This window comes from Micromonospora palomenae, from assembly GCF_007829925.1.
In the GTDB taxonomy this organism is placed as follows: Bacteria; Actinomycetota; Actinomycetes; order Mycobacteriales; family Micromonosporaceae; genus Micromonospora; species Micromonospora purpureochromogenes.
Window position 1 is genome coordinate 371,851 of sequence record NZ_VIXA01000001.1, and the last position, 18,993, is coordinate 390,843.

Consider the following 18,993-nt stretch of genomic DNA (forward strand, 5'->3'; position numbering starts at 1 on the left):
GTCTCCGGGCCGGTCGGCCGTCCCCGCGACCCGGCCGGCCCGGCAGCTCCACCCCGCCGGGGCACCCCCCGCCCTCCGGCGGGCACCACCACCCCCGAGAGAAGGTGCAGCTCCGCCATGCCCGGAAACAGCACGAGACGACGTACCCCCGGCCGGTGGTTGACCGCCGGCCTGCTGGCCACCGCACTGCTGGTCACCGGCGGGCCCGCCGTGCCCGCCGCCGCGGCCCCGGCCGGCCCCCGCGACGGCGCCCCCCGCGCCGCCGCGCCGGCCCCCGCCACGGCCGCGGCGCTGGCCGGGATCGCCGCCACCATGACCGCCAGCAGCGTCAACCAGGTGTACGGCCCGGCCAACGCCAACGACGGCAACCCGGCCACCTACTGGGAGAGCGCCAACAACGCCTTCCCGCAGTGGATCCAGGCCGACCTCGGCGCCATCGTCACCGTGGACCGGCTGGTGCTGAGGCTGCCCCCGGCCGCCGCCTGGCAGACCCGGACCCAGACGCTGTCCGTGCAGGTCAGCACCAACGGCTCGACCTTCACCACCCTGAAGCCGTCCGCCGGCTACACCTTCGACCCGGCCACCGGCAACACGGTGACCGTCCCGCTGACCGCCACCGGCAGCCGCTACGTCCGGCTCACCTTCACCGGCAACACCGGCTGGCCCGCCGGTCAGCTCTCCGAGTTCGAGGTCTACGGCACGGCGACCGGGGACACCCAGGCGCCGACCGCCCCGACCAACCTGGCCTACACCGAACCCACCAGCGGGCAGATCAGGCTGACCTGGAACGCCGCCGGCGACAACGTCGGCGTCACCGGCTACGACGTGTACGCCAACGGCGCGCTGCGCGGCAGCGTCGCCGGCACCGTGCTCACCTTCACCGACAACCAGCCCACCAGCGCCACGGTGAGCTATCACGTGCGGGCGAGGGACGCCGCCGGCAACCAGTCGGCGAACAGCAACACGGTCACCCGCACCGGCAGCGGCACCGGCGGCAGCAACCTCGCGGTCGGCCGGCCGATCACCGCCTCGTCGTACGTGCACACCTTCGTCGCGACCAACGCCAACGACAACAACACGGCCACCTACTGGGAGAGCGCCGGCCACCCGGGCACGCTGACCGTGCAGCTCGGGGCGAACGCCAGCGTGAGCGCGGTGGTGCTGAAGCTGAACCCGGACCCGGTGTGGGGCACCCGGACGCAGACCGTGCAGGTGCTCGGCCGGGAGCAGAGCGCCACGTCCTTCACCAGCGTGGTCGGCGCCGCCGGGTACACCTTCAACCCGGCGTCCGGCAACACGGTGACCATCCCGGTCTCCGCCACCGCCGCCGACCTGCGGCTGACCTTCACCGCCAACTCCGGCGCCCCGGGCGGGCAGGTGGCCGAGTTCCAGGTTATCGGCGTGCCCGCCCCCAACCCGGACCTGACCGTCACCGCGCTGTCGGCCAGCCCGGCCAACCCGACCGAGGCCGACGCGGTCACCCTCTCCGCCACCGTCCGCAACGCGGGCACGGTCGCGTCCGCCGCCACCGCCGTCAACCTCTACCTCGGTGGGGTGCGGGTGGGCAGCGCGCCGGTCGGCGCCCTGGCCGCCGGCGCGTCGACCACCGTCATGGCGAACATCGGGGCCCGCGCGGCCGGCAGCTACCCGCTGAGCGCCAAGGTCGACGAGGCGAACGCCGTCATCGAGCGGGACGAGACGAACAACAGCTACACCAACCCGTCCCCGCTGGTGGTGAACCCGGTGGCCAGCTCCGACCTGGTCGCCGCGTCGGTCGTCTGGACCCCGGGCAACCCGTCGGCCGGGAGCGCGGTGGCCTTCTCCGTGACGCTGCGCAACGCCGGCAGCGTCGCCTCGGCCTCCGGCGCGCACGCGATCACGCTGACCCTGCTCGACCAGTCGGGCGCGGTGGTCCGCACGCTGACCGGCTCGTACTCCGGGGTGATCAACCCGGGCGCCACCACCGGCCCGGTCGGACTGGGCAGCTGGACCGCGGCGAACGGCCGGTACACCGTCCGGGTGGCGGTCGCGGCCGACGCCAACGAGCTGCCGGCGAAGCAGCAGAACAACACCAGCGAGCGGCCGCTCTTCGTCGGGCGGGGCGCGAACATGCCGTACGACATGTACGAGGCCGAGGACGGCGTGGTCGGTGGCGGCGCGGCCGTGGTCGGACCGAACCGGACCGTCGGCGACCTGGCCGGCGAGGCGTCCGGCCGGCGGGCGGTCACCCTCAACTCGACCGGCAGCTACGTCGAGTTCACCACCCGGGCCAGCACCAACACGCTGGTCACCCGCTTCTCCATCCCGGACGCCCCGGGCGGCGGCGGGATCGACGCGACGTTGAACGTCTACGTCAACGGCGCCTTCCACAAGGCCATCGACCTCACCTCCCGGCACGCGTGGTTGTACGGCAACGAGGCCAGCCCGGGCAACTCACCGGGGGCGGGCGGACCGCGGCACATCTACGACGAGGCCAACGTCATGCTCAACGCGACCGTGCCGGCCGGCAGCCGGATCCGGCTCCAGAAGGACCCGGCCAACACCACCACGTACGCGATCGACTTCATCAACACCGAGCAGGTCGCGCCGATCGCCAACCCGGACCCGGCGCGGTACCTGGTACCGGCCGGCTTCGGTCACCAGGACGTGCAGAACGCGCTGGACGCCGCCCGGCAGAGCGCGACGGCGCTCGGGGTCTACCTGCCGCCGGGGACGTACGCAACCGCCCAGAAGTTCCAGGTGTACGGCAAGGCCGTCAAGGTGCTCGGCGCCGGCCCCTGGTACACCCGGTTCGTCGCGCCACGCACCCAGGAAAACACCGACGTGGGCTTCCGGGCGGACGCCACCGCCAACGGCTCGACGTTCTCCGGCTTCGCCTACTTCGGCAACTACACCTCCCGAATCGACGGGCCGGGCAAGGTGTTCGACTTCGCCAACGTGGCCGACATGGTGATCGACAACATCTGGGCCGAGCACCAGGTCTGCCTCTACTGGGGCGCGAACACCGACCGCACGACGATCCGCAACTCCCGGATCCGCAACACCTTCGCCGACGGCGTGAACATGACCAACGGCAGCACCAACAACCTGGTCAGCAACAACGAGGCGCGGGCGACCGGCGACGACAGCTTCGCGCTCTTCTCGGCGATCGACGCCGGCGGCGCCGACATGAAGGACAACGTCTACGAGAACCTGACGTCGCTGCTGACCTGGCGCGCCGCCGGGGTGGCCGTGTACGGCGGGTACGGCAACACGTTCCGCAACATCTACATCGCCGACACGCTGGTCTACTCCGGCATCACGATCAGCTCGCTGGACTTCGGCTACCCGATGAACGGCTTCGGCGCCGACCCGCCCACCCGGTTCGAGAACATCTCCATCGTCCGGGCCGGCGGGCACTTCTGGGGCGCGCAGACCTTCCCGGCGATCTGGGTCTTCTCCGCCTCGAAGGTGTTCCAGGGCATCCGGGTCAGCGACGTCGACATCGTCGACCCGACCTACAGCGGCATCATGTTCCAGACCAACTACGTCGGCGGGCAGCCGCAGTACCCGGTCACCGACACCGTCTTCACCAACGTCTCGATCAGCGGCGCCCGGCGCAGCGGGGATGCCTTCGACGCCAAGTCCGGCTTCGGGATCTGGGTCAACGAGATGCCGGAGGCCGGGCAGGGCCCGGCGGTCGGCTCCGCCACCTTCACCAACCTGCGGCTGAGCAACAACGACCAGGACATCCGCAACACCACGTCCACCTTCACCATCAACCGGAACTGACCGTCGGGGAACCGGACGCCGTCGGCGGGCTCACCGCCGTCCGGCGGCGTCCGGCCGCCCGGGTCGGGGCGGCTCCGCGTCCCGGCCGGGCTCGGCGTCCCCGCCCGGCTCGGCGTTCCCGCGGCGCCGCTCACCCGCGCGGCACCGACAGGGCCACCGGGCGGGGCGGTCCGCTCAGGACGGCACCCGGTGTGGTACCCAGCCGAGGAAACGGTCGCGCAGGTCGGCCGGGTTGGCCGCGAGGTCCTGGGTGGCCGAGGTCAGGCAGGTCGCGAGGTACACCCGCAGGTTGGTCGACTGCTGCCGGTACTCGTCGAGCAGGATCTGCCGGCGGTTCGGGCAGGGCCAGTCGCGCCCGCAGTCGCGGCACCGCCACGACGGACTCACGGGGTCATGTGGATCGGGCATCGGTCTCCGATCTCCGTGCTGCTGTGAACGATTCTCGGACATTCGGGCCGCCAATCCCACCGCCGATGAGTTCCATTCGCAGGACGAGCGGCTGATGGCCGGTGACGGGCCTGGCTCGTTGCGGCCCGCCCGCGTTAGGTGCTGCGGGGCGGCGCGGACTGGCGAGGGGCGGTGGAATCACCGGCCGGGGGTGCGGCGAGATCGATGGGTGGGGGATCGGGCCAGTCCGGGTGGACCGTCCGGATCCGCTCCGCCGTCTCCAGGTCCCAGGGCAGGTGGTCGTTCAACGCGGTGCGCAGCTGCTGCTCGCGTCGTTCGAGCGTCCGGATCCGCTCGGTGATGTCGCGCAGGTCCCGGTCGTGCCGGGTGGACAGCTCACCGATCTGCGCCTCGTAGCTGATCCGCTGCCGGGCCATCATCTTCTCGATCTCCTCGATCAACGCGCGGGCCGTCGCCACCTCCAGCGAGATGGTCTCCGCCTCCGCCTTCTTCGACTCCGAGGTGGACTTGCGGGCCAGCGCCCGGTCCACCGAGCGGTTGAGGCGCTTGACCCAGACCGTGCCGACGATGCCACCGCCCGCGGCGATGACGGCGAGGAAGATGGAGGGCAACCACTGCTGCCAGTTCATCCTTCGACCCCCCGCGAGGCGGGCGCGCTGGATGCGGCGCAGCGTGACCAGGTGGACGGTCATGATCACAGCGAGGTGCAGGTAGACGCCGTGGGCGTAGAACGACGGCGTGGCACCCTGCCGTCGGTTGCTCTCCGAGCGGCGCGCCTGCGCGCCGACGTGCCCGATGTAGGTCTCCAGCATGTCCACGACCTGGGCCAGCAGCCGGGTGGGCGACTCGCCGGTGGCGAGCAGTTCCTCGGCGTGGCGCTGGGCGCCGGCTTCCCCGTTCGGCGGTGGCCCGGTCGCCGGCCTGCGCCGTCCGAGCGCGGCGGCCAGTGACGACCGGACGGCTGCGGGCAGGCGGTGCAGGAGGCGGCGGCGTTGGTGGGGGACCCGAGTCACGACTACCTCGATCCAGGCGGTTCAGAGGCGGGCACAACAGGTGAACGCACGCGGGGGTCACGGCACCGGCCGGGCCCGGCCAGTCACTGCACGACGCTGGGCGATACCTCGACTATAGCCACGTGGAAACGATGAAACCCCAGCTCAGAGGCGATATGATCTTCGGCTCACGGGGTGCTGAGCGTGCGGCGGATCGGCACCCCCGACGACTGTCCTCGATCTGACTCCGCAGGGCGGTGCGGGTGTCCGGCGCGGTCCGCCGGGCGCGCCGGGCGACGTCGGCGGTGTCGGGCCGGCCCCGGGCGTAGGCTGACCTGCGTGGATCACGAAGACCGGATCGCCCTGTTCCTCGACTACGAGAACCTCGCGCTGGGGGCGCGCGACCACCGCGGCGGCATGGCCTTCGACTTCCGACCGATCGCCGACGCCCTCGCCGAGCGGGGCCGGGTGGTCGTGCGGCGGGCGTACGCGGACTGGTCGTACTTCGACGAGGACCGTCGGATGCTCACCCGGTCGCACGTCGAACTCATCGAGATACCCCAGCGGATGGGTGCTTCCCGCAAGAACGCCGCCGACATCAAGATGGCGGTCGACGCGGTGGAGCTGGCCTTCGAGCGCGACTACATCTCGACGTTCGTGATCTGCACCGGCGACAGCGACTTCACTCCGCTGGTCCACAAGCTCCGCGAGCTCAACAAGCGGGTGATCGGCGTCGGGGTGGAGAAATCCACCTCCGCGCTGCTGCCGCCGGCCTGCGACGAGTTCCTCTACTACGACCGGCTGGAGGGGGTCGACATCCCGCCGACCCGGGCCCGGCGGGCTCGTCCGGCCCGAGTGCCCAGCCCCGAACCGCAGCAGGTGGAGCAGGAACAGGTCGAGCAGGAACCCGAGCCCCAGGCGGCGGTCGAGGAAGGGGTCCGCGACGTGGACACCCTCGCGGGCCTGGTGGCCCAGACGGTGGCCGGTCTGCAGGGCAGCTCCGGCGGCGAGGTGACAGCGTCGACGTTGAAGCGCACCCTGCTGCGCAAGGACCCGACCTTCACCGAGTCCGACTACGGGTTCCGCACCTTCGGCGAACTCCTGCGCCACCTCGCCAAGCAGAACGTCGTCGAGCTGGCGGAGGGCCCGGCCAAGGGCGACCCGGAGGTCTCCCTGCCCGAGCACGGCGACCGGGAGGAAGCGTTCGGGCTGCTGCGCGCCGTGGTCCAGGACCTGGCCGGCGCCGACGGCGCGGCGGCCCTGTCCGGCCTGAAGAACCAGCTCCGGCGGGCGCGGCCCGACTTCAGCGAGAAGAAGCTCGGCTACCGCAGCTTCCTCCAGTTCTGCAAGGCGGCCGCCACCAGCGGCGTGGTCCACCTGGAGTGGAACGCCGACGCCGACGACTACCTGCTCACCCCGCAGGCTTCCTGACCCGGCCGCGCCGGCCGGGACCACCGCGGACTGACCGCCAGTACCGGGTGGACCCCGCCGACCGGCTCTCACCACCTGCGCGGCGCCTCCCGCGCGTCGTCGCGGACGTGCTGCGCCTCCCCGACGCCCGTGTCGCGGACCGAGGCCACGCCCTGGGCCGCGGTGGACCTGACGTGCTCGGTCGCCTGGTGGACGGGTTCGCGCAGGTTGTCCTGCACGCCGTGCATCACGCCGCTGGCCTGCTGCTTGAACTGGTCCGAATGTTCCATGGCCTCGTGCTTGACGCGCCCGGCCAGCTCCCGCTCCTTGCGGCTGGGCCGCAGAAGCGACGAGGCCAGCGCGCCCACGCCGAAGGCGATGAGGCCCGCGGCGAGCGGATTGCCCTCGGCCCGTTCCCGCGAGGCGTGGGTGAGGTTCCGCGCCCGCTCGCCGGCGGTGGCGGCGCCGTGCTGCGCCGTATCGGTCAGGTGTTGCGTGGTGTCGGACAGCCGATGCGTGGTGGCCGAGGCCCGCTGCGTCACGCCGGACGCCTGGTGGCTGGCCACGTCCCGCGCATGCCTGGCGTTGCCCATGATCGTGTCGACCATGCGGCTGAGCCGGCCACGGGCCCGGTTCACCGGCGCGGCCGCGATCCGACGCGGGTTGACCCTGTCGGTCAACGCGTCGACGTCGCTGCTCAACTCGGCTCTGGCTGCCTCGATGTCGTACCGGATCCGGTCCGGATCGGTGGACATGACGTCTCCCTTCGGTTTCAGCGGCCTCTGACCGCGTCCGGAATCTCGTGCGCCGTCTGCTTGGTACGCGGTAGGGCTTTCACCGTGCGTAGCTGCTTGCGCGCCCGGGAGGCGAGCACGGCGCCGATCACCGCCCAGATGATGGCGACGATCAACGCGGCCCAGCCCTGGTCCATGACGTTGGACAGCGCCCACCACAGGGCGTGGGACAGGAACACCAGGGTCAGCAGCGCCGCGATCGCCGCGGCGGCGAACATGGCCGCCACCATGCCGAGGCTGCGTGCCTCCTCCCGCACTTCGGCCTTGGCGAGCTCGACCTCCTTGCGCAGGAGGTAGGAGAAGTTGCGGGTGGCGTCGGCGAGCAGCTCACCGATGGAGGCCTGGGTCTTGTCCGGACCCCCGCCCATGGGCGATGCGCTCATGGGCCCACCTCATGGCCCAACGGACCGTGGCGGACCGGCGCGGTCATCCCCGGACTCGCCGGCACGTTCAACGGCATCTCGGCCGCCGCCGGCGGGCCCTCGCCGGCGTACCTGCCGGTGTCACCGCCGCCGCCCTGGCCGTCCTGGCCGCCGGTGAGGGCGCGGCCCAACCGACCGGCGAGCAGCCCGGCGATCGCGGCCCCGGCGAGGAAGGCCCCGGGGTGCCGGCTGGCGTAGTCGCGTACCTCGCGCACCAGGGCACCGGGTTCGCGCTTGTCCAGCCAGCCCGCGGCCTGCTGGGCGGCATCCGCGCCCCGGCGGACGACCTCGTTGGCCATGCCGCTCTGGTCGGCGCAGTCGGCCATGGACCGCAGTTGCGTACCCAGCGTGCGCAGGCTGTCGGCGGCCCGCCGCTGCTGCTCCTCGGCCTGCGTCCGGGCCTGCGCGGAGGCTTCGCTGAGCAGGTTGCGGGCCTGCTGGCGACCCTCCGAGGCGATCTGCCGGCCCTGTTCCATCGCCTGCCGGGCGGTGTGCCCGCCGGCCTGCGCCGTCTCCTGGCCGATGCGGCCGGCCTCCTGCCGGAGCTGTCCGACCTTGCCGCCGCGCGATCCGTCACCGGATGCAGGAGGGGATTCCCTACCCGTTGTCATGCGATCTCCCTTCGTCGGGGCCCGCCCTTCGGGCAGGAACGGGAACGCCGGTTACCCCTCGCCGCCCGGTGTATACATCCCTCCGGCTGCCGGCCGTGCCGGTGTGGGAGGGCCGTCCCTCGGGAGCTGTCAGGTGCCAACCGAACGGGTGTAGGTGCCGATTTCGCCGCCGGCGCCCCGGCGGATTTGGACAATGGACGCATGAGAATGACGATGTTGCAGAAGAGGCGGGCGGCGCGGATGCACCGTCGGAACTGGTGGCCGCTGGCGGCGGTCGTCCTCACCGCGGGAGCGGCCGGTGCCGCGGCGCTGCGGCGGCGTAAGGGCGCCGCTACCGAGAACTGGGTGGGCTCCGGCGGCGAAGCCACCACCCCGTCCCCGGACGTGATGATCCCCGCCGGCAGCCGCACGGACAATCCGTTGTCGCCCAAGCGGTGACGCCGGGCGGCCCGCCGTCCGACGGCCTCCCCCCGGCTCAGCGGTGTCGCCACCGGCGCAGCGCGTACAGCGCCGCGCTGGTGGCGAAGAGCGCCCCGCTGACCGCCAGCCAGCGGGTCAGCAGCGGCCGGGGGGTCAGGCCGGTCGCCGCGGTGTACGTGCCGTCGCCGAGGCCGAGGACGCCGGGCAGGTGGACGAGCAGGAGCAGCCCGGCGGCGAGCGCGGGCACCCGGACGTGGTTCAGCGCCGACGGGCCGCCCCGACGGCCCGCTCCGGCGCGCAGCGCCCGGTCGGCCAGCGCGTACACCGGGAACAGCAGCAGGTCGTGGGCGATCACCGCGCCGAGGAACCAGAGCAGCATCCGCACCGCGGACTCCTCCCCGGCCAGCCGCAGCACGATCCAGCCGGTCACCGCGAAGCAGCCGAGCAGGAGCAGCAGGTGCCCGGGCGAGGCGCCGTAGGCCCGCCGGAACCTAGCCATCGGCGCGCCCCTCGAAGGCGATCTCCCGGACCCACTTGGTGCAGTGCACGCCCGGCAGCGCCGGCACGATGACCCGCGCCGGATAGCCGTGGTCGGGGGAGAGGTCGACCCCGTTGACCCGCAGGGCGAGCAGCGAGTCGGGGTCGCGGACCTGGTTGGCCTGCAACCGGGCCTGGCGGAACAGGCCGGCCCGTTCCAGCGACCGGACCGACGCCGTGGCCGCCTCCGGCGCGCCGACCAGCGCGGCGAGGTCGCGCAGCCGTACCCCGGTCCAGGTCTGCGCCGTCGACCAGCCCTCCACGCAGGCGATCGGCAGGTCCGCCGTGTGCTGCGCCATCGCGAGCAGGCGGCCCCGGTCCAGCTCGACGCTGCGCCCGCCGCCGCGTACGGTCAGTCGCCAGCCGGTGCCGGTGTCGGCGGGCTGGATGCCGGCCGCCGCGGCGCTGCGGTTGACCGGGAAGCCGTTCGGCCCGGCGCCGGGCTGCCGACCCCGGGGCAGCAGCAGCGCGGTGCGACGCAGCACCCCGTCCAGGCTCTGCCCGACGGTCAGCGCGGCCAGCAGCAGCGCGCCACCGCCCGCCAGGGCCAGCACCCCGCGCCGGCTCATCGTCGCCGGGCCGGGCCGCCGGGACACCAGGCCGTCCGGATCCGCCGGCTCCGGCCCGGTCCGCTCCACCGGGGTACGCGCGAAGCCCGGCCCGCGCAGCGCCGTGACCATCCGGGGCAGCTTGATCGCCACATGGGTGACCAGGGCGGCGGTGAAGACCCAGGCGCCGTACCAGTGCGCGGTGTAGAAGTCGAACCCGAACAGGTACGCGTACTGGATGTTGAGCAGGCCGGTGGCCGTCTCGAAGAGGATCCCGCCGACCAGCAGCAGCAGCGACAGCCGTTCCAGCACCTGGGCCGCCGAGCGGGCCGGCGGCCAGTCGAAGAGCTTCGGCACCACCGACCAGAGCTTGCCCAGCACCACCGGAACCAGCACGATCCCGAGCGTCACGTGCAGGCCCTGGGTGAGCCGGAACAGCCAGGCCGGCCGGGTGGGCCAGTCGAAGACGGGCGGGTGCAGCCAGCCCACGTCGCGGGGGAACGCCTGGCCGAGCCGGGGGCCGTAGGCGATCCAGTCCAGCAGCCCGGTGACGATCACCAGCGGCAGGGCGGCGAGCAGGACCGCCCCGAACACCGAGGTCAACCACGGGCCGCGTACCGGGCTGCGCCACGCGTCGGCGGTGGCGTCGACGCCGGGCGGGCGGTGCCGGTCCAGTGCCCGCCACAGTCGCTCCGGGAAGGCGTACCCGTGGGTGTCGGTGGCGCCGTCGGACGTTCCGGCCTCGGCGGCTCGCGGCCCGGACCGGTCGGCCGCCCGGCCCGGCCCGCCGCGCCCGGGCGTCGGGTCGCCGGGCGGTGGCGGCGGGTCGGCGGGCACGGGACCTCCTGCGGGCGGGACTGCGCGGGCGCGGTGGCCCTCGTGCTGGACGCTAGACGGCGACCTCGCCCGCCGGTCCGCTTTGCCGCATTACCGAAGGCTTACCGCAGGTCCCTTACGGAGTGCTGACGTCCGGCCCGAACCGGCCCGCCGGGCCGCCGCGCTGACCTAGCGTGACGGGAATGCGGGTACTGGTCACCGGCGCGGCCGGGTTCATCGGATCGCAGGTCGCGGACCTGCTCGTCGCCGAGGGACATCAGGTGGTGTGCCTGGACGCGTTGCTGCCGCAGGCGCACGGCGGCGCGCTCCCGGAGTGGTCGCGCCGGCACGACCCGATGATCGGCGACGTGCGGGACCCGGGGCTGCTCGACGACCTGCTGGCCGGGGTGGACGCGGTGTGCCACCAGGCGGCGATGGTCGGGCACGGGCTGGACCCGTCCGACGCCCCCGACTACGCCAGCCACAACGACTACGGCACGGCGGTGCTGCTCGCCGCGATGCACCGGGCCGGCGTGTCCCGGTTGGTGCTGGCCAGCTCCATGGTGGTCTACGGCGAGGGGCGCTACGGCTGCGCCCGGCACGGCGTCGTCCGGCCCGCCCCGCGCCGCGCCGCCGACCTGGCCGCCGGCCGGTACGACCCCACCTGCCCGGAGTGCGGCGGCACCCTCGCCGCCCTGCTGGTGCCCGAGGACGCCCCGCTGGAGCCGCGCAGCACGTACGCGGCCAGCAAGCTGGCGCAGGAGCACCTGGCCGCCGCCTGGGCCCGGCAGACCGGGGGCGGGGTGTGGGCGCTGCGCTACCACAACGTCTACGGTCCCCGGATGCCCCGCGACACCCCGTACGCCGGGGTCGCCTCGATCTTCCGCTCGGCGCTGGCGGACGGCCGGCCGCCCCGGGTGTACGAGGACGGCCGGCAGCGCCGCGACTTCGTGCACGTCACCGACGTGGCACGGGCGAACCTGCTGGCGCTGACGGCACCCGTCCCGGACGGCCTGGTGCCGCTCAACGTCTGCTCCGGCGAGCCGCACACCGTCGGCGACCTCGCCGCCGCGCTGGCCGCCGCGATGGACGGGCCGGCCCCGGTGGTGGTCGGCGGCGCCCGCGCCGCGGACGTACGGCACGTGGTCGCCGACCCGGGCCGCGCGCGCGAGCTGCTCGGCTACACCGCCCGGGTCGGCTTCCTCGACGGGGTGACCGCCTTCGCCACCGACCCACTCCGCGCCCCGGCCGCCGTAGCAGCCTGACCCCCCGCCCCGCCCGCGTGCACTTTCTCTGAAAGAGGGGCCTCGGGCGGCGGAATGCGCCCTCTTTCTCTGAAACTGCGAGCGGGCGCGTGGGGCCGGAGGAGGCGGCGGCCGGGGCGTCGGGGGAGGGGGCTCCCGGTCAGGAGACGGTGAAGAGGAGGTGGTTGACGGCGAGGGCGGTGAGTGCCTGGGCGGCCAGCCACCAGCGGCGGGCCGGTGCGGGCAGGTGCGCGGCGGCGACCAGCAGCCACACCGCGAACGGTAGCCAGATCCGCTCCACCTCGGCCTTGCTCATGCCGGACAGGTCGGCGCCGATCACCGCCAGCGCGGCGGCGGCCGGCAGCAGCACGGTCGGCCCGAGCAGCCGCACCCGGGACGCCGGCGCGACCGGCCGGCGGTGCGCGAGAAGGCCGCCCACCAGCCGGCCCGGAACCCGGCCTGGAGCCCCGACCGTCGGGGCGGACGCGGCCGGCTCCGCCGCACCGGCTCGCGCCGTGCCGCGCCAGGCCGCCCGGGCCGCCAGCAGCGTGCGGCGCAGGGCCGGCCCGACCACCGGCCCGGCCGAGAGCAGCAGCGCCGCCAGGTTGGCCCAGACCCAGTACCCGTACGGGCGGTCGGCCGCCCAGCCCTGGTAGTAGCGCTCGACCACCCGGTCGTACCCCTGCCACCAGTGGAAGCCGGCGAGGGTGAACGCCACCACCACCGCGGCCACCCCGGCCGCCCCGGCGAGCAGCGCACCGCGCCGACCCGAGGGCCGCAGCGCCAGCACGGCCAGGGCCAGCGGCCCGACCAGCACGAAGCCGTACGACAGGTGCAGCGCGAAGCCGAGCAGCAGCCCGCCGGCCAGCGCGGTCGCGGGTCCGCATACCGCCAGCAGGGCCAGGCCGGCGGCGACCACGCCGGTGAAGACGCCGTCGGCGGAGGCGCCCACCCAGACCGCCCCGGGCAGCAGCACCAGGAACGGCAGCACCGCCCGGGCCGCCTCGCCGGCGCCCAGCGCCCGCAGCGCCACCGGTACGGACACCACGATGCTCGCCCCGACCAGGACGCAGGCCAGCGCCGCCGCCGTCCCGCCGCCCAGGCCGACCCGGTCCAGCCCGACGAAGAACAGCAGCGCGCCGGGCGGGTGGCCGGCGGTGTGGGTGGACCACGAGTCCGGCTGGAAGTCGAGGATCCGGTCGGTGAAGCCGGCCAGCATCCGCCGGACGTCGGTCACCCCGGGCACCTCGTGCAGGTACTCCGCCTGCGGGGTGAGCCGCCGGGTCAGCCCCGCCGACCAGCCGTCCACCAGCGCCAGGGCCAGCGTCCACGCCACCGCCGCCAGGTAGCCGGCGCCGAGCAGCGGGCCCCACCGGGCGGTCCGGGCCCAGCGCAGCCCGGGGCCGAGCACGACGCCGGCAACCAGCAGCGCCGCCGGCGTGCCCCAGCCCAGGTGCGGCCGCCAGGTGGCGTAGAGCGGCGCGGCGTCGGCGTACAGTCCCACCCCCCGGTGGTTCAGCACCGCGCCGACAGCCACCGCGGCGGCCAGCAGCGCCGCCTCGACCGCCAGCACGACGAGATCGCCCCGGTCGCGGGCCGGGGCCCGGTCGGGGGCGGGCGAGCGGGGGAGCGTGGTACCGGGTCTCATGTCGACCGGACGGTACGGCCTGCGCGCCGGCTCGTCAGCCGAACCACCGGTACGTCACCGGACGGTAAGAAATGCCTGCTCGGTAAGCGTTCCGTAAGGCCGAACGCGGCGCGGGCGCCCCCGGGCGGACCTAGCGTCGGCGGTATGCCGACACAGATCGACGTGGTGCTGCCGTGCCTGGACGAGGCCGCCGCCCTGCCCGGCGTGCTGACCGCGCTGCCGCCCGGCTACCGGGCGATCGTGGTGGACAACGGCTCCCGGGACGGCTCGCCCGAGGTGGCCGCCCGGCACGGCGCCCGGGTGGTGCACGAGCCCCGCCGGGGGTACGGCGCGGCCGTGCACGCCGGGATCGAGGCCGCCGAGACGGAGCTGGTCTGCGTCCTGGACGCCGATGGCTCCTTCGCCCCTCGGGAGCTGCCCGCCCTGGTCGCCCCGGTTGCCGAGGGGAGCGCCGACCTGGCCGTCGGCCGCCGCCGCCCGGTCCGCGTCGGGGTGTGGCCCTGGCACGCCCGCGCCGGCACCGCGCTGGTCGCCGCGCTGCTGCGGCACCGGGGCGTACCGCTGCGCGACCTGAGCCCGATCCGGGTGGCCCGGCGCGAGGCGCTGCTGGGTCTCGGCGTCACCGACCGGGCCTTCGGCTACCCGCTGGAGCTGCTGATCCGGGCCGCCGCAGCGGGCTGGCGCATCCACGAACTCGACGTCGCCTACGCTCCCCGTGCCGTCGGCACCCGCTCCAAGGTCTCCGGCTCGGTCCGCGGCACCCTGCGCGCCACCCGCGACTTCGCCGCCGTGCTGCGCAGGGTGGACGGTCCCCGGTGACCGTGCTGCTGGTGGTCGCCAAGGCACCCGTGCCCGGCGCGGTGAAGACCCGGCTCTGCCCGCCCGCGACCGCTGTGCAGGCCGCCCGGGTGGCCGCCGCCGCGCTGCGGGACACCCTGGACGCCGTCCGGGAGACTCCCGGCGTGACGCCGGTGCTGGCGTTGGCCGGCCGCCTCGCCGACGCCGAGGACGCCGCCGCGCTGACCGCCGCCGTCGCCGGCTGGCCGGTCCTGCCGCAGCGGGGCGCGGACTTCGCCGCCCGGCTGGTGCACGCCCACGCCGACGTCGCCGACGCCTTCCCGGGCCGTCCGGTGCTCCAGATCGGCATGGACACCCCGCAGCTGACCCCGGCGCGGCTGGCCGCCGCCGTACGCCGGCTGGCCGACGCCGACGCGGTGCTGGGGCGGGCCGCCGACGGCGGCTGGTGGGCGCTGGGGCTGCGCGACCCCCGGCAGGCGGTGGCGCTGCGCGCGGTGCCGATGTCGACCCCGGACACCGGGCGGTCGACCTGGTCGGCGCTGGCCGAGCGGGGGCTGCGTACCGTGCCGCTGCCGGTGCTGCGGGACGTGGACGACTGGTCGGACGCCCGGGCGGTGGCCGCCGCGGTCCCGGGTGGCCGGTTCGCCCGGCAGGTCGCCGCGGTACGCCGGGCGATGGTGGTGCGGGCGTGACCGCGCCGGCGGTGGACGGCTTCGCCGCCGCCCTGCGCGACCGGAGCGTGGACGCCCACTGGCTGGTGCCCGCCGACGGGCTGCGCCGCCCGCTGCCGGTGGACCGGTGGCACGGGCCGGCCGACCCGGCGGACACGGCGGTGCTCGCCCGCTGCGCCGGCCCCACCCTGGACCTGGGCTGCGGACCGGGCCGGGTGACCCTGGCCCTGACCCGGTCCGGGCTGACCACGCTCGGGGTGGACGTGTCGGCCCGGGCGGTGGCGCTGACCCGGGCCCGGGGTGCGGTGGCCGTGCAGGCCGACCTGTTCGGCCCGCTGCCGGCGGAGGGACGCTGGGCGCACGCGGTGCTGCTGGACGGCAACATCGGCATCGGCGGCGACCCGGCGGCGCTGCTGCGCCGGTGCCGGGCGTTGCTGCGGCCGGCCGGCACGGTGCTGGTGGAGCTGGAGCCGCCGGGGTCCGGCGCCTGGCAGGGGCAGGTCCACGTGCTGACCGGTCGGCGTCCGGGGCCGAGCTTCCGCTGGGCCTGGCTGGACACCGCCGCGGTGGCGGGCCCGGCGGCGGCGGCCGGGCTGGCCGTCGGCGAGGTGTTCCGGGCCGGCCGCCGCTGGTTCGCCGAGCTGAGCCGCCCCTGAGCCCCCGGCCGCGCCGGGCCGCCGGTCCGAGTGAGTGTCCGACGGTCGGCCGGGACGGGTCAGCCGTCGGCCAGCGGCAGCCGGACGACGAACCGGCACCCGCCGGCGACGTTGCGCACGTCGACCCGGCCGCCGTGCGCCTCGACCAGTCCGCGCACGATCGCCAGGCCCAGCCCGCCGGAGCCCTCGGCGCCGCCGTTGCCGGGCCGGGGCGTGCGGGCCGGCTCGCCCCGGAAGGCCACGTCGAAGAGCCGGGGCAGGTCGTCCTCGGGGATGCCGCCGCAGGTGTCCGCCACGGCCAGCCAGGCGGCGTCGCCGTCGCGGCCGGCGTCGACCCGCACGGTGCCGTCGTCCGGGGTGTAGCGCACCGCGTTGAGCAGCAGGTTCCCCACCACCCGGGCCAGCTCCGGCTCGCTGGCGGTCACCGTCGGCCAGCCCGACTCGGCGGCGACCAGCCGGATCTGGCGGGCCGCGGCCAGCGGCGCGGTGCCGGCCAGGGCGTCGGAGACCACGTCACCCAGCGGCACGGCGGACAGCGACAGCCGCAACGCCCCGGCGTTGATCCGGGACAGTTCGAACAGGTCGTCGACCAGGCGGGTCATCCGGTCGGTCTCCACCCGGATCCGGCGGTGGTACTCGTGCACCGTCTCCGGGTCGGCGACCACCCCGTCCTCCAGCGCCTCGGCCATCGCCCGCAGCCCGGCCAGCGGCGTGCGCAGGTCGTGCGACACCCAGGCGACCAGGTCGCGGCGGCCCTTCTCGATCCGCCGCTCCCGCTCCCGGGCCTGGTCCGCCCAGACCGCCGCCGCGGCGAGCCGCCGGCCGAAGAGCCAGCCGACGGCGAGGCTGACCACCGCCGCCGCGGAGACGGTGATCAGCACCACCTCCAGGTCGTGCGGGGAGAGGAACATCGCCTCGGCGATCACCGCGACCCCGGCCGCCACCGCGCTCACCGTCATCGCCAGCAGGACGGAGATGTGCACCGTGATGGACCGGCCGCGCAGCAGCCGCAGCGCCCCCGCGCCGAGCAGCCCGACGCAGCAGGCCGCGGCGAGCGCCGCCCCGAAGATCAGCGCCAGGTCAGCCATCAACCGGCTCGTACCGGTAGCCGACGCCCCACACCGTGACGATCCGGCGCGGGTCGGCCGGGTCGGCCTCGATCTTCTCCCGCAGCCGGCGCACGTGGACGGTGACGGTGGACTGGTCGCCGAAGCTCCAGCCCCAGACCCGCTCCAGCAGTTCGGCCCGGCGGAACGCCCGTGCCGGGTGCCGCATCAGGTGGGCCAGCAGGTCGAACTCGCGCAGCGTGAGGGCCAGCTCCCGACCGTGCAGCCGGGCCACCCGGGGGCCGGTCTCGACGGTGAGGGCGCCGTCGGTGAGCACCTCCGGCGCCGCGCCGGCCGGCTCGCCGCCGGCCCGGCGCAGCACCGAGCGCACCCGCAGCACCAGCTCGCGGGGGGAGAAGGGCTTGCTCAGGTAGTCGTCCGCGCCCAGTTGCAGGCCGAGGATCCGGTCGGCCTCGTCGCCGCGCGCGGTCAACATCACGATGGGTACGCCGTCCGGCCGCTCCCGCAGCCGCCGGCAGACCTCCAGCCCGTCGACGCCGGGCAGCATCACGTCGAGCACCACCAGCTGCGGCGGCGCGGCGGCGACGGCGGCCAGCGCGGCGGCGCCGTCCCCGACGTGGTCCACCTGGTAGCCGGCGTGTTCCAGGTAGCGGCAGACCACGTCGCTGACCGTCCGGTCGTCGTCGACGACCAGCACCCGTTGCGGCACGCGTACCTCCCCCTCGTGCCGGTCAGCGTAGCCGCGGGCCGGGCCGGTGTCGGGGCGCGGAAACCTTGCGATGTCCTTACGGAACGATGCGCGCCGGCGGCGGGGTCAGCCGGCGCGGGTGTCCGTCCGGGTGGCGCGTTCGGCCATGGCGTCGACCAGGTCCGCCCGGGCCCGGGCCACCCGCGACCGGATGGTGCCGACGGGACAGTCGCAGACCTGCGCCGCCTCGGCGTACGACAGGCCGAGGAGCTGGGTGGCGACGAAGGCCTCGCGCCGCTCGGCCGGCAGTTGCCGCAGCAGGGCGTCCAGCACCACGACGTTCTCGAACCGGCCCGCCGACGGCGGGTCGTACCCGTCGATGGTGGTGGCCGGTGGGCGGGCCCGCCGGGAGCGGAGGTGGTCGGCGGCGACCCGCCGGGCGATGCCGAACAGCCAGGTCCGCGCCGAGGACCGGGCGGCGAACCGGGGCAGCGCGCGCATCGCCCGCAGGTACGTCTCCTGCACCAGGTCGTCGGTCTCCGCGTCGGCCAGCAGGTGGTGCAGGAACCGCCAGGTCGGGCCCTGGGTGGCCCGGACGAACGCGGCCAGCGCCAGCGGGTCGCCCCGCCCGGCGGCCAGCGCCCACGCGGTCACCTGCTCGTCGCCCTCGTCCACCACAGCCGCTCCCTCGTCCGCCACGCCCCACCTCCTACGACGAAGCGTAGTAGGTCGGTTCTCCGTGTCGGCCGGTGGTACGGACGAACGGGCCCGCCGGTTCACCGGCTCAGGCGTCCGGGCAGCGTTCCGACAGGGCGTACCGGACCAGCACCACGTCACCGATCTGTCGGGCCTCGATCACCCGGGCCCGTCGGCCAGGGTGCCAGGGGAACGGGCCGTCGCGGACGAAGCGGGGCGCCCGGGGGTCGCCGACGAAGAACGGGGCGACCACCAGGTGCAGCTCGTCGGCGAGCCCGGCGGTGAGGAACTGGGCGTGCACCGACCCGCCGCCCTCCACCATCAGCCGGTCCACCCCGCGCCCGGCCAGGTCGGCCAGCGCCCGGGCCGGGTCCAGCGGGTCGCCGGCGTCGACCACGGTGGCCAGCCCGTCCAACATCTCGCTGGTCTTCGCCACGGCTGGCGAGGCGCAGTACACGATCCGGTCCGCGTCGCCGACGGTGAAGAACCGGGCGCGCCGGTCGAGGTCGCCCCGCCCGGTCAGCGTCACCTTCAGCGGCGACGGCGGCAGCCCGCGGTCCATCCGCGCCCGGCGCAGCCGCTCCGAGCGGATCACCAACCGCGGGTCGTCGCGGCGGACGGTGCCGGCGCCGACCAGGATCGCGTCGCAGCCGGCCCGGACGGCGTCGACCCGGGCCAGGTCGTCGGCGTTGGACAGCAGCAGCCGCTGCCCGGTGGCGTCGTCGATGTACCCGTCGATCGACGTGGCGCAGCTCAGCAGCACGTACGGCCGCCGGCCCGCCGGCACGGCGCCCAT

The 18,993-nt window shown here is 75.0% G+C and carries 19 protein-coding genes; 7 read left to right on the forward strand and 12 right to left on the reverse strand.

Features of this window, described 5'->3' with window-relative positions; genetic code table 11:
* Positions 1 to 117: 117 nt before the first annotated feature.
* The gene (locus FHX75_RS01605) at positions 118 to 3,771 is read left to right on the forward strand and encodes a discoidin domain-containing protein (protein WP_154936308.1); all 3,654 of its coding nucleotides are present in this window, start codon (positions 118 to 120) and stop codon (positions 3,769 to 3,771) included.
* A gap of 174 nt (positions 3,772 to 3,945) precedes the next feature.
* Here FHX75_RS01605 and FHX75_RS01610 read toward each other — a convergent pair whose 3' ends face one another.
* The gene (locus FHX75_RS01610; RefSeq protein WP_246157514.1) at positions 3,946 to 4,158 is read right to left on the reverse strand and encodes a hypothetical protein; all 213 of its coding nucleotides are present in this window, start codon (positions 4,156 to 4,158) and stop codon (positions 3,946 to 3,948) included.
* A 155-nt stretch (positions 4,159 to 4,313) separates the two neighbouring features.
* Positions 4,314 to 5,192: a hypothetical protein gene (locus FHX75_RS01615; protein WP_154936310.1), complete on the reverse strand. Its 879-nt coding sequence runs from the start codon at positions 5,190 to 5,192 to the stop codon at positions 4,314 to 4,316.
* 318 nt (positions 5,193 to 5,510) lie between these two features.
* Between FHX75_RS01615 and FHX75_RS01620 the strand changes: the two genes are divergently transcribed.
* Positions 5,511 to 6,602, forward strand: a complete 1,092-nt coding sequence (locus FHX75_RS01620) for an NYN domain-containing protein (RefSeq protein WP_154936311.1) — start codon at positions 5,511 to 5,513, stop codon at positions 6,600 to 6,602.
* A gap of 68 nt (positions 6,603 to 6,670) precedes the next feature.
* Here FHX75_RS01620 and FHX75_RS01625 read toward each other — a convergent pair whose 3' ends face one another.
* The 3 genes from FHX75_RS01625 to FHX75_RS01635 are packed head-to-tail and all read right to left on the reverse strand — an operon-like array spanning position 6,671 to position 8,408.
* Entirely contained in the window at positions 6,671 to 7,336 is a 666-nt protein-coding gene (locus FHX75_RS01625) for a DUF3618 domain-containing protein (protein ID WP_154936312.1), read from the reverse strand.
* Positions 7,337 to 7,353: 17 nt separating this feature from the next.
* Positions 7,354 to 7,758: a phage holin family protein gene (locus FHX75_RS01630; RefSeq protein ID WP_154936313.1), complete on the reverse strand. Its 405-nt coding sequence runs from the start codon at positions 7,756 to 7,758 to the stop codon at positions 7,354 to 7,356.
* Positions 7,755 to 8,408: a hypothetical protein gene (locus FHX75_RS01635; RefSeq protein ID WP_154936314.1), complete on the reverse strand. Its 654-nt coding sequence runs from the start codon at positions 8,406 to 8,408 to the stop codon at positions 7,755 to 7,757. Before FHX75_RS01635 ends, FHX75_RS01630 begins: the two co-directional genes overlap by 4 nt.
* Before the next feature lie 201 nt (positions 8,409 to 8,609).
* On the opposite strand from FHX75_RS01635, the gene FHX75_RS01640 reads away from it, so the two are divergent.
* Positions 8,610 to 8,846, forward strand: a complete 237-nt coding sequence (locus FHX75_RS01640; RefSeq protein ID WP_154936315.1) for a hypothetical protein — start codon at positions 8,610 to 8,612, stop codon at positions 8,844 to 8,846.
* 37 nt (positions 8,847 to 8,883) lie between these two features.
* Here FHX75_RS01640 and FHX75_RS01645 read toward each other — a convergent pair whose 3' ends face one another.
* Both FHX75_RS01645 and FHX75_RS01650 read right to left on the reverse strand, forming a co-directional pair.
* The gene (locus FHX75_RS01645) at positions 8,884 to 9,327 is read right to left on the reverse strand and encodes a hypothetical protein (protein WP_154936316.1); all 444 of its coding nucleotides are present in this window, start codon (positions 9,325 to 9,327) and stop codon (positions 8,884 to 8,886) included.
* Entirely contained in the window at positions 9,320 to 10,600 is a 1,281-nt protein-coding gene (locus tag FHX75_RS01650) for a molybdopterin-dependent oxidoreductase (RefSeq protein WP_154938673.1), read from the reverse strand. Before FHX75_RS01650 ends, FHX75_RS01645 begins: the two co-directional genes overlap by 8 nt.
* A 332-nt stretch (positions 10,601 to 10,932) precedes the next feature.
* Between FHX75_RS01650 and FHX75_RS01655 the strand changes: the two genes are divergently transcribed.
* Positions 10,933 to 11,994, forward strand: a complete 1,062-nt coding sequence (locus FHX75_RS01655; protein ID WP_154936317.1) for an NAD-dependent epimerase/dehydratase family protein — start codon at positions 10,933 to 10,935, stop codon at positions 11,992 to 11,994.
* A 139-nt stretch (positions 11,995 to 12,133) separates the two neighbouring features.
* Here FHX75_RS01655 and FHX75_RS01660 read toward each other — a convergent pair whose 3' ends face one another.
* Entirely contained in the window at positions 12,134 to 13,621 is a 1,488-nt protein-coding gene (locus tag FHX75_RS01660) for a hypothetical protein (protein ID WP_425463464.1), read from the reverse strand.
* A 144-nt stretch (positions 13,622 to 13,765) separates the two neighbouring features.
* Between FHX75_RS01660 and FHX75_RS01665 the strand changes: the two genes are divergently transcribed.
* From FHX75_RS01665 to FHX75_RS01675, 3 genes are read left to right on the forward strand one after another with little or no spacing between them, the layout of a single operon-like run.
* Positions 13,766 to 14,440, forward strand: a complete 675-nt coding sequence (locus FHX75_RS01665) for a glycosyltransferase family 2 protein (protein WP_154936318.1) — start codon at positions 13,766 to 13,768, stop codon at positions 14,438 to 14,440.
* On the forward strand, positions 14,437 to 15,111 hold the full coding sequence (locus FHX75_RS01670) for a TIGR04282 family arsenosugar biosynthesis glycosyltransferase (RefSeq protein WP_154936319.1): 675 nt from the start codon (positions 14,437 to 14,439) through the stop codon (positions 15,109 to 15,111). Before FHX75_RS01665 ends, FHX75_RS01670 begins: the two co-directional genes overlap by 4 nt.
* Complete coding sequence (locus FHX75_RS01675; protein ID WP_154936320.1) at positions 15,108 to 15,746, forward strand: methyltransferase domain-containing protein; 639 nt, start codon at positions 15,108 to 15,110, stop codon at positions 15,744 to 15,746. Before FHX75_RS01670 ends, FHX75_RS01675 begins: the two co-directional genes overlap by 4 nt.
* A 59-nt stretch (positions 15,747 to 15,805) precedes the next feature.
* On the opposite strand, the gene FHX75_RS01680 is transcribed toward FHX75_RS01675, so the two are convergent.
* The 4 genes from FHX75_RS01680 to FHX75_RS01695 all read right to left on the reverse strand — a co-directional run bounded on the left by FHX75_RS01680 (position 15,806) and on the right by FHX75_RS01695 (position 18,993).
* Complete coding sequence (locus FHX75_RS01680) at positions 15,806 to 16,834, reverse strand: sensor histidine kinase (protein WP_154936321.1); 1,029 nt, start codon at positions 16,832 to 16,834, stop codon at positions 15,806 to 15,808.
* Positions 16,827 to 17,522 (reverse strand): response regulator transcription factor, encoded by a 696-nt coding sequence (locus FHX75_RS01685; RefSeq protein WP_154936322.1) that lies wholly within the window; start codon positions 17,520 to 17,522, stop codon positions 16,827 to 16,829. Before FHX75_RS01685 ends, FHX75_RS01680 begins: the two co-directional genes overlap by 8 nt.
* A 105-nt stretch (positions 17,523 to 17,627) precedes the next feature.
* Positions 17,628 to 18,200, reverse strand: a complete 573-nt coding sequence (locus FHX75_RS01690; RefSeq protein ID WP_425463465.1) for a sigma-70 family RNA polymerase sigma factor — start codon at positions 18,198 to 18,200, stop codon at positions 17,628 to 17,630.
* 85 nt (positions 18,201 to 18,285) lie between these two features.
* Entirely contained in the window at positions 18,286 to 18,993 is a 708-nt protein-coding gene (locus tag FHX75_RS01695; RefSeq protein ID WP_154936323.1) for a RibD family protein, read from the reverse strand.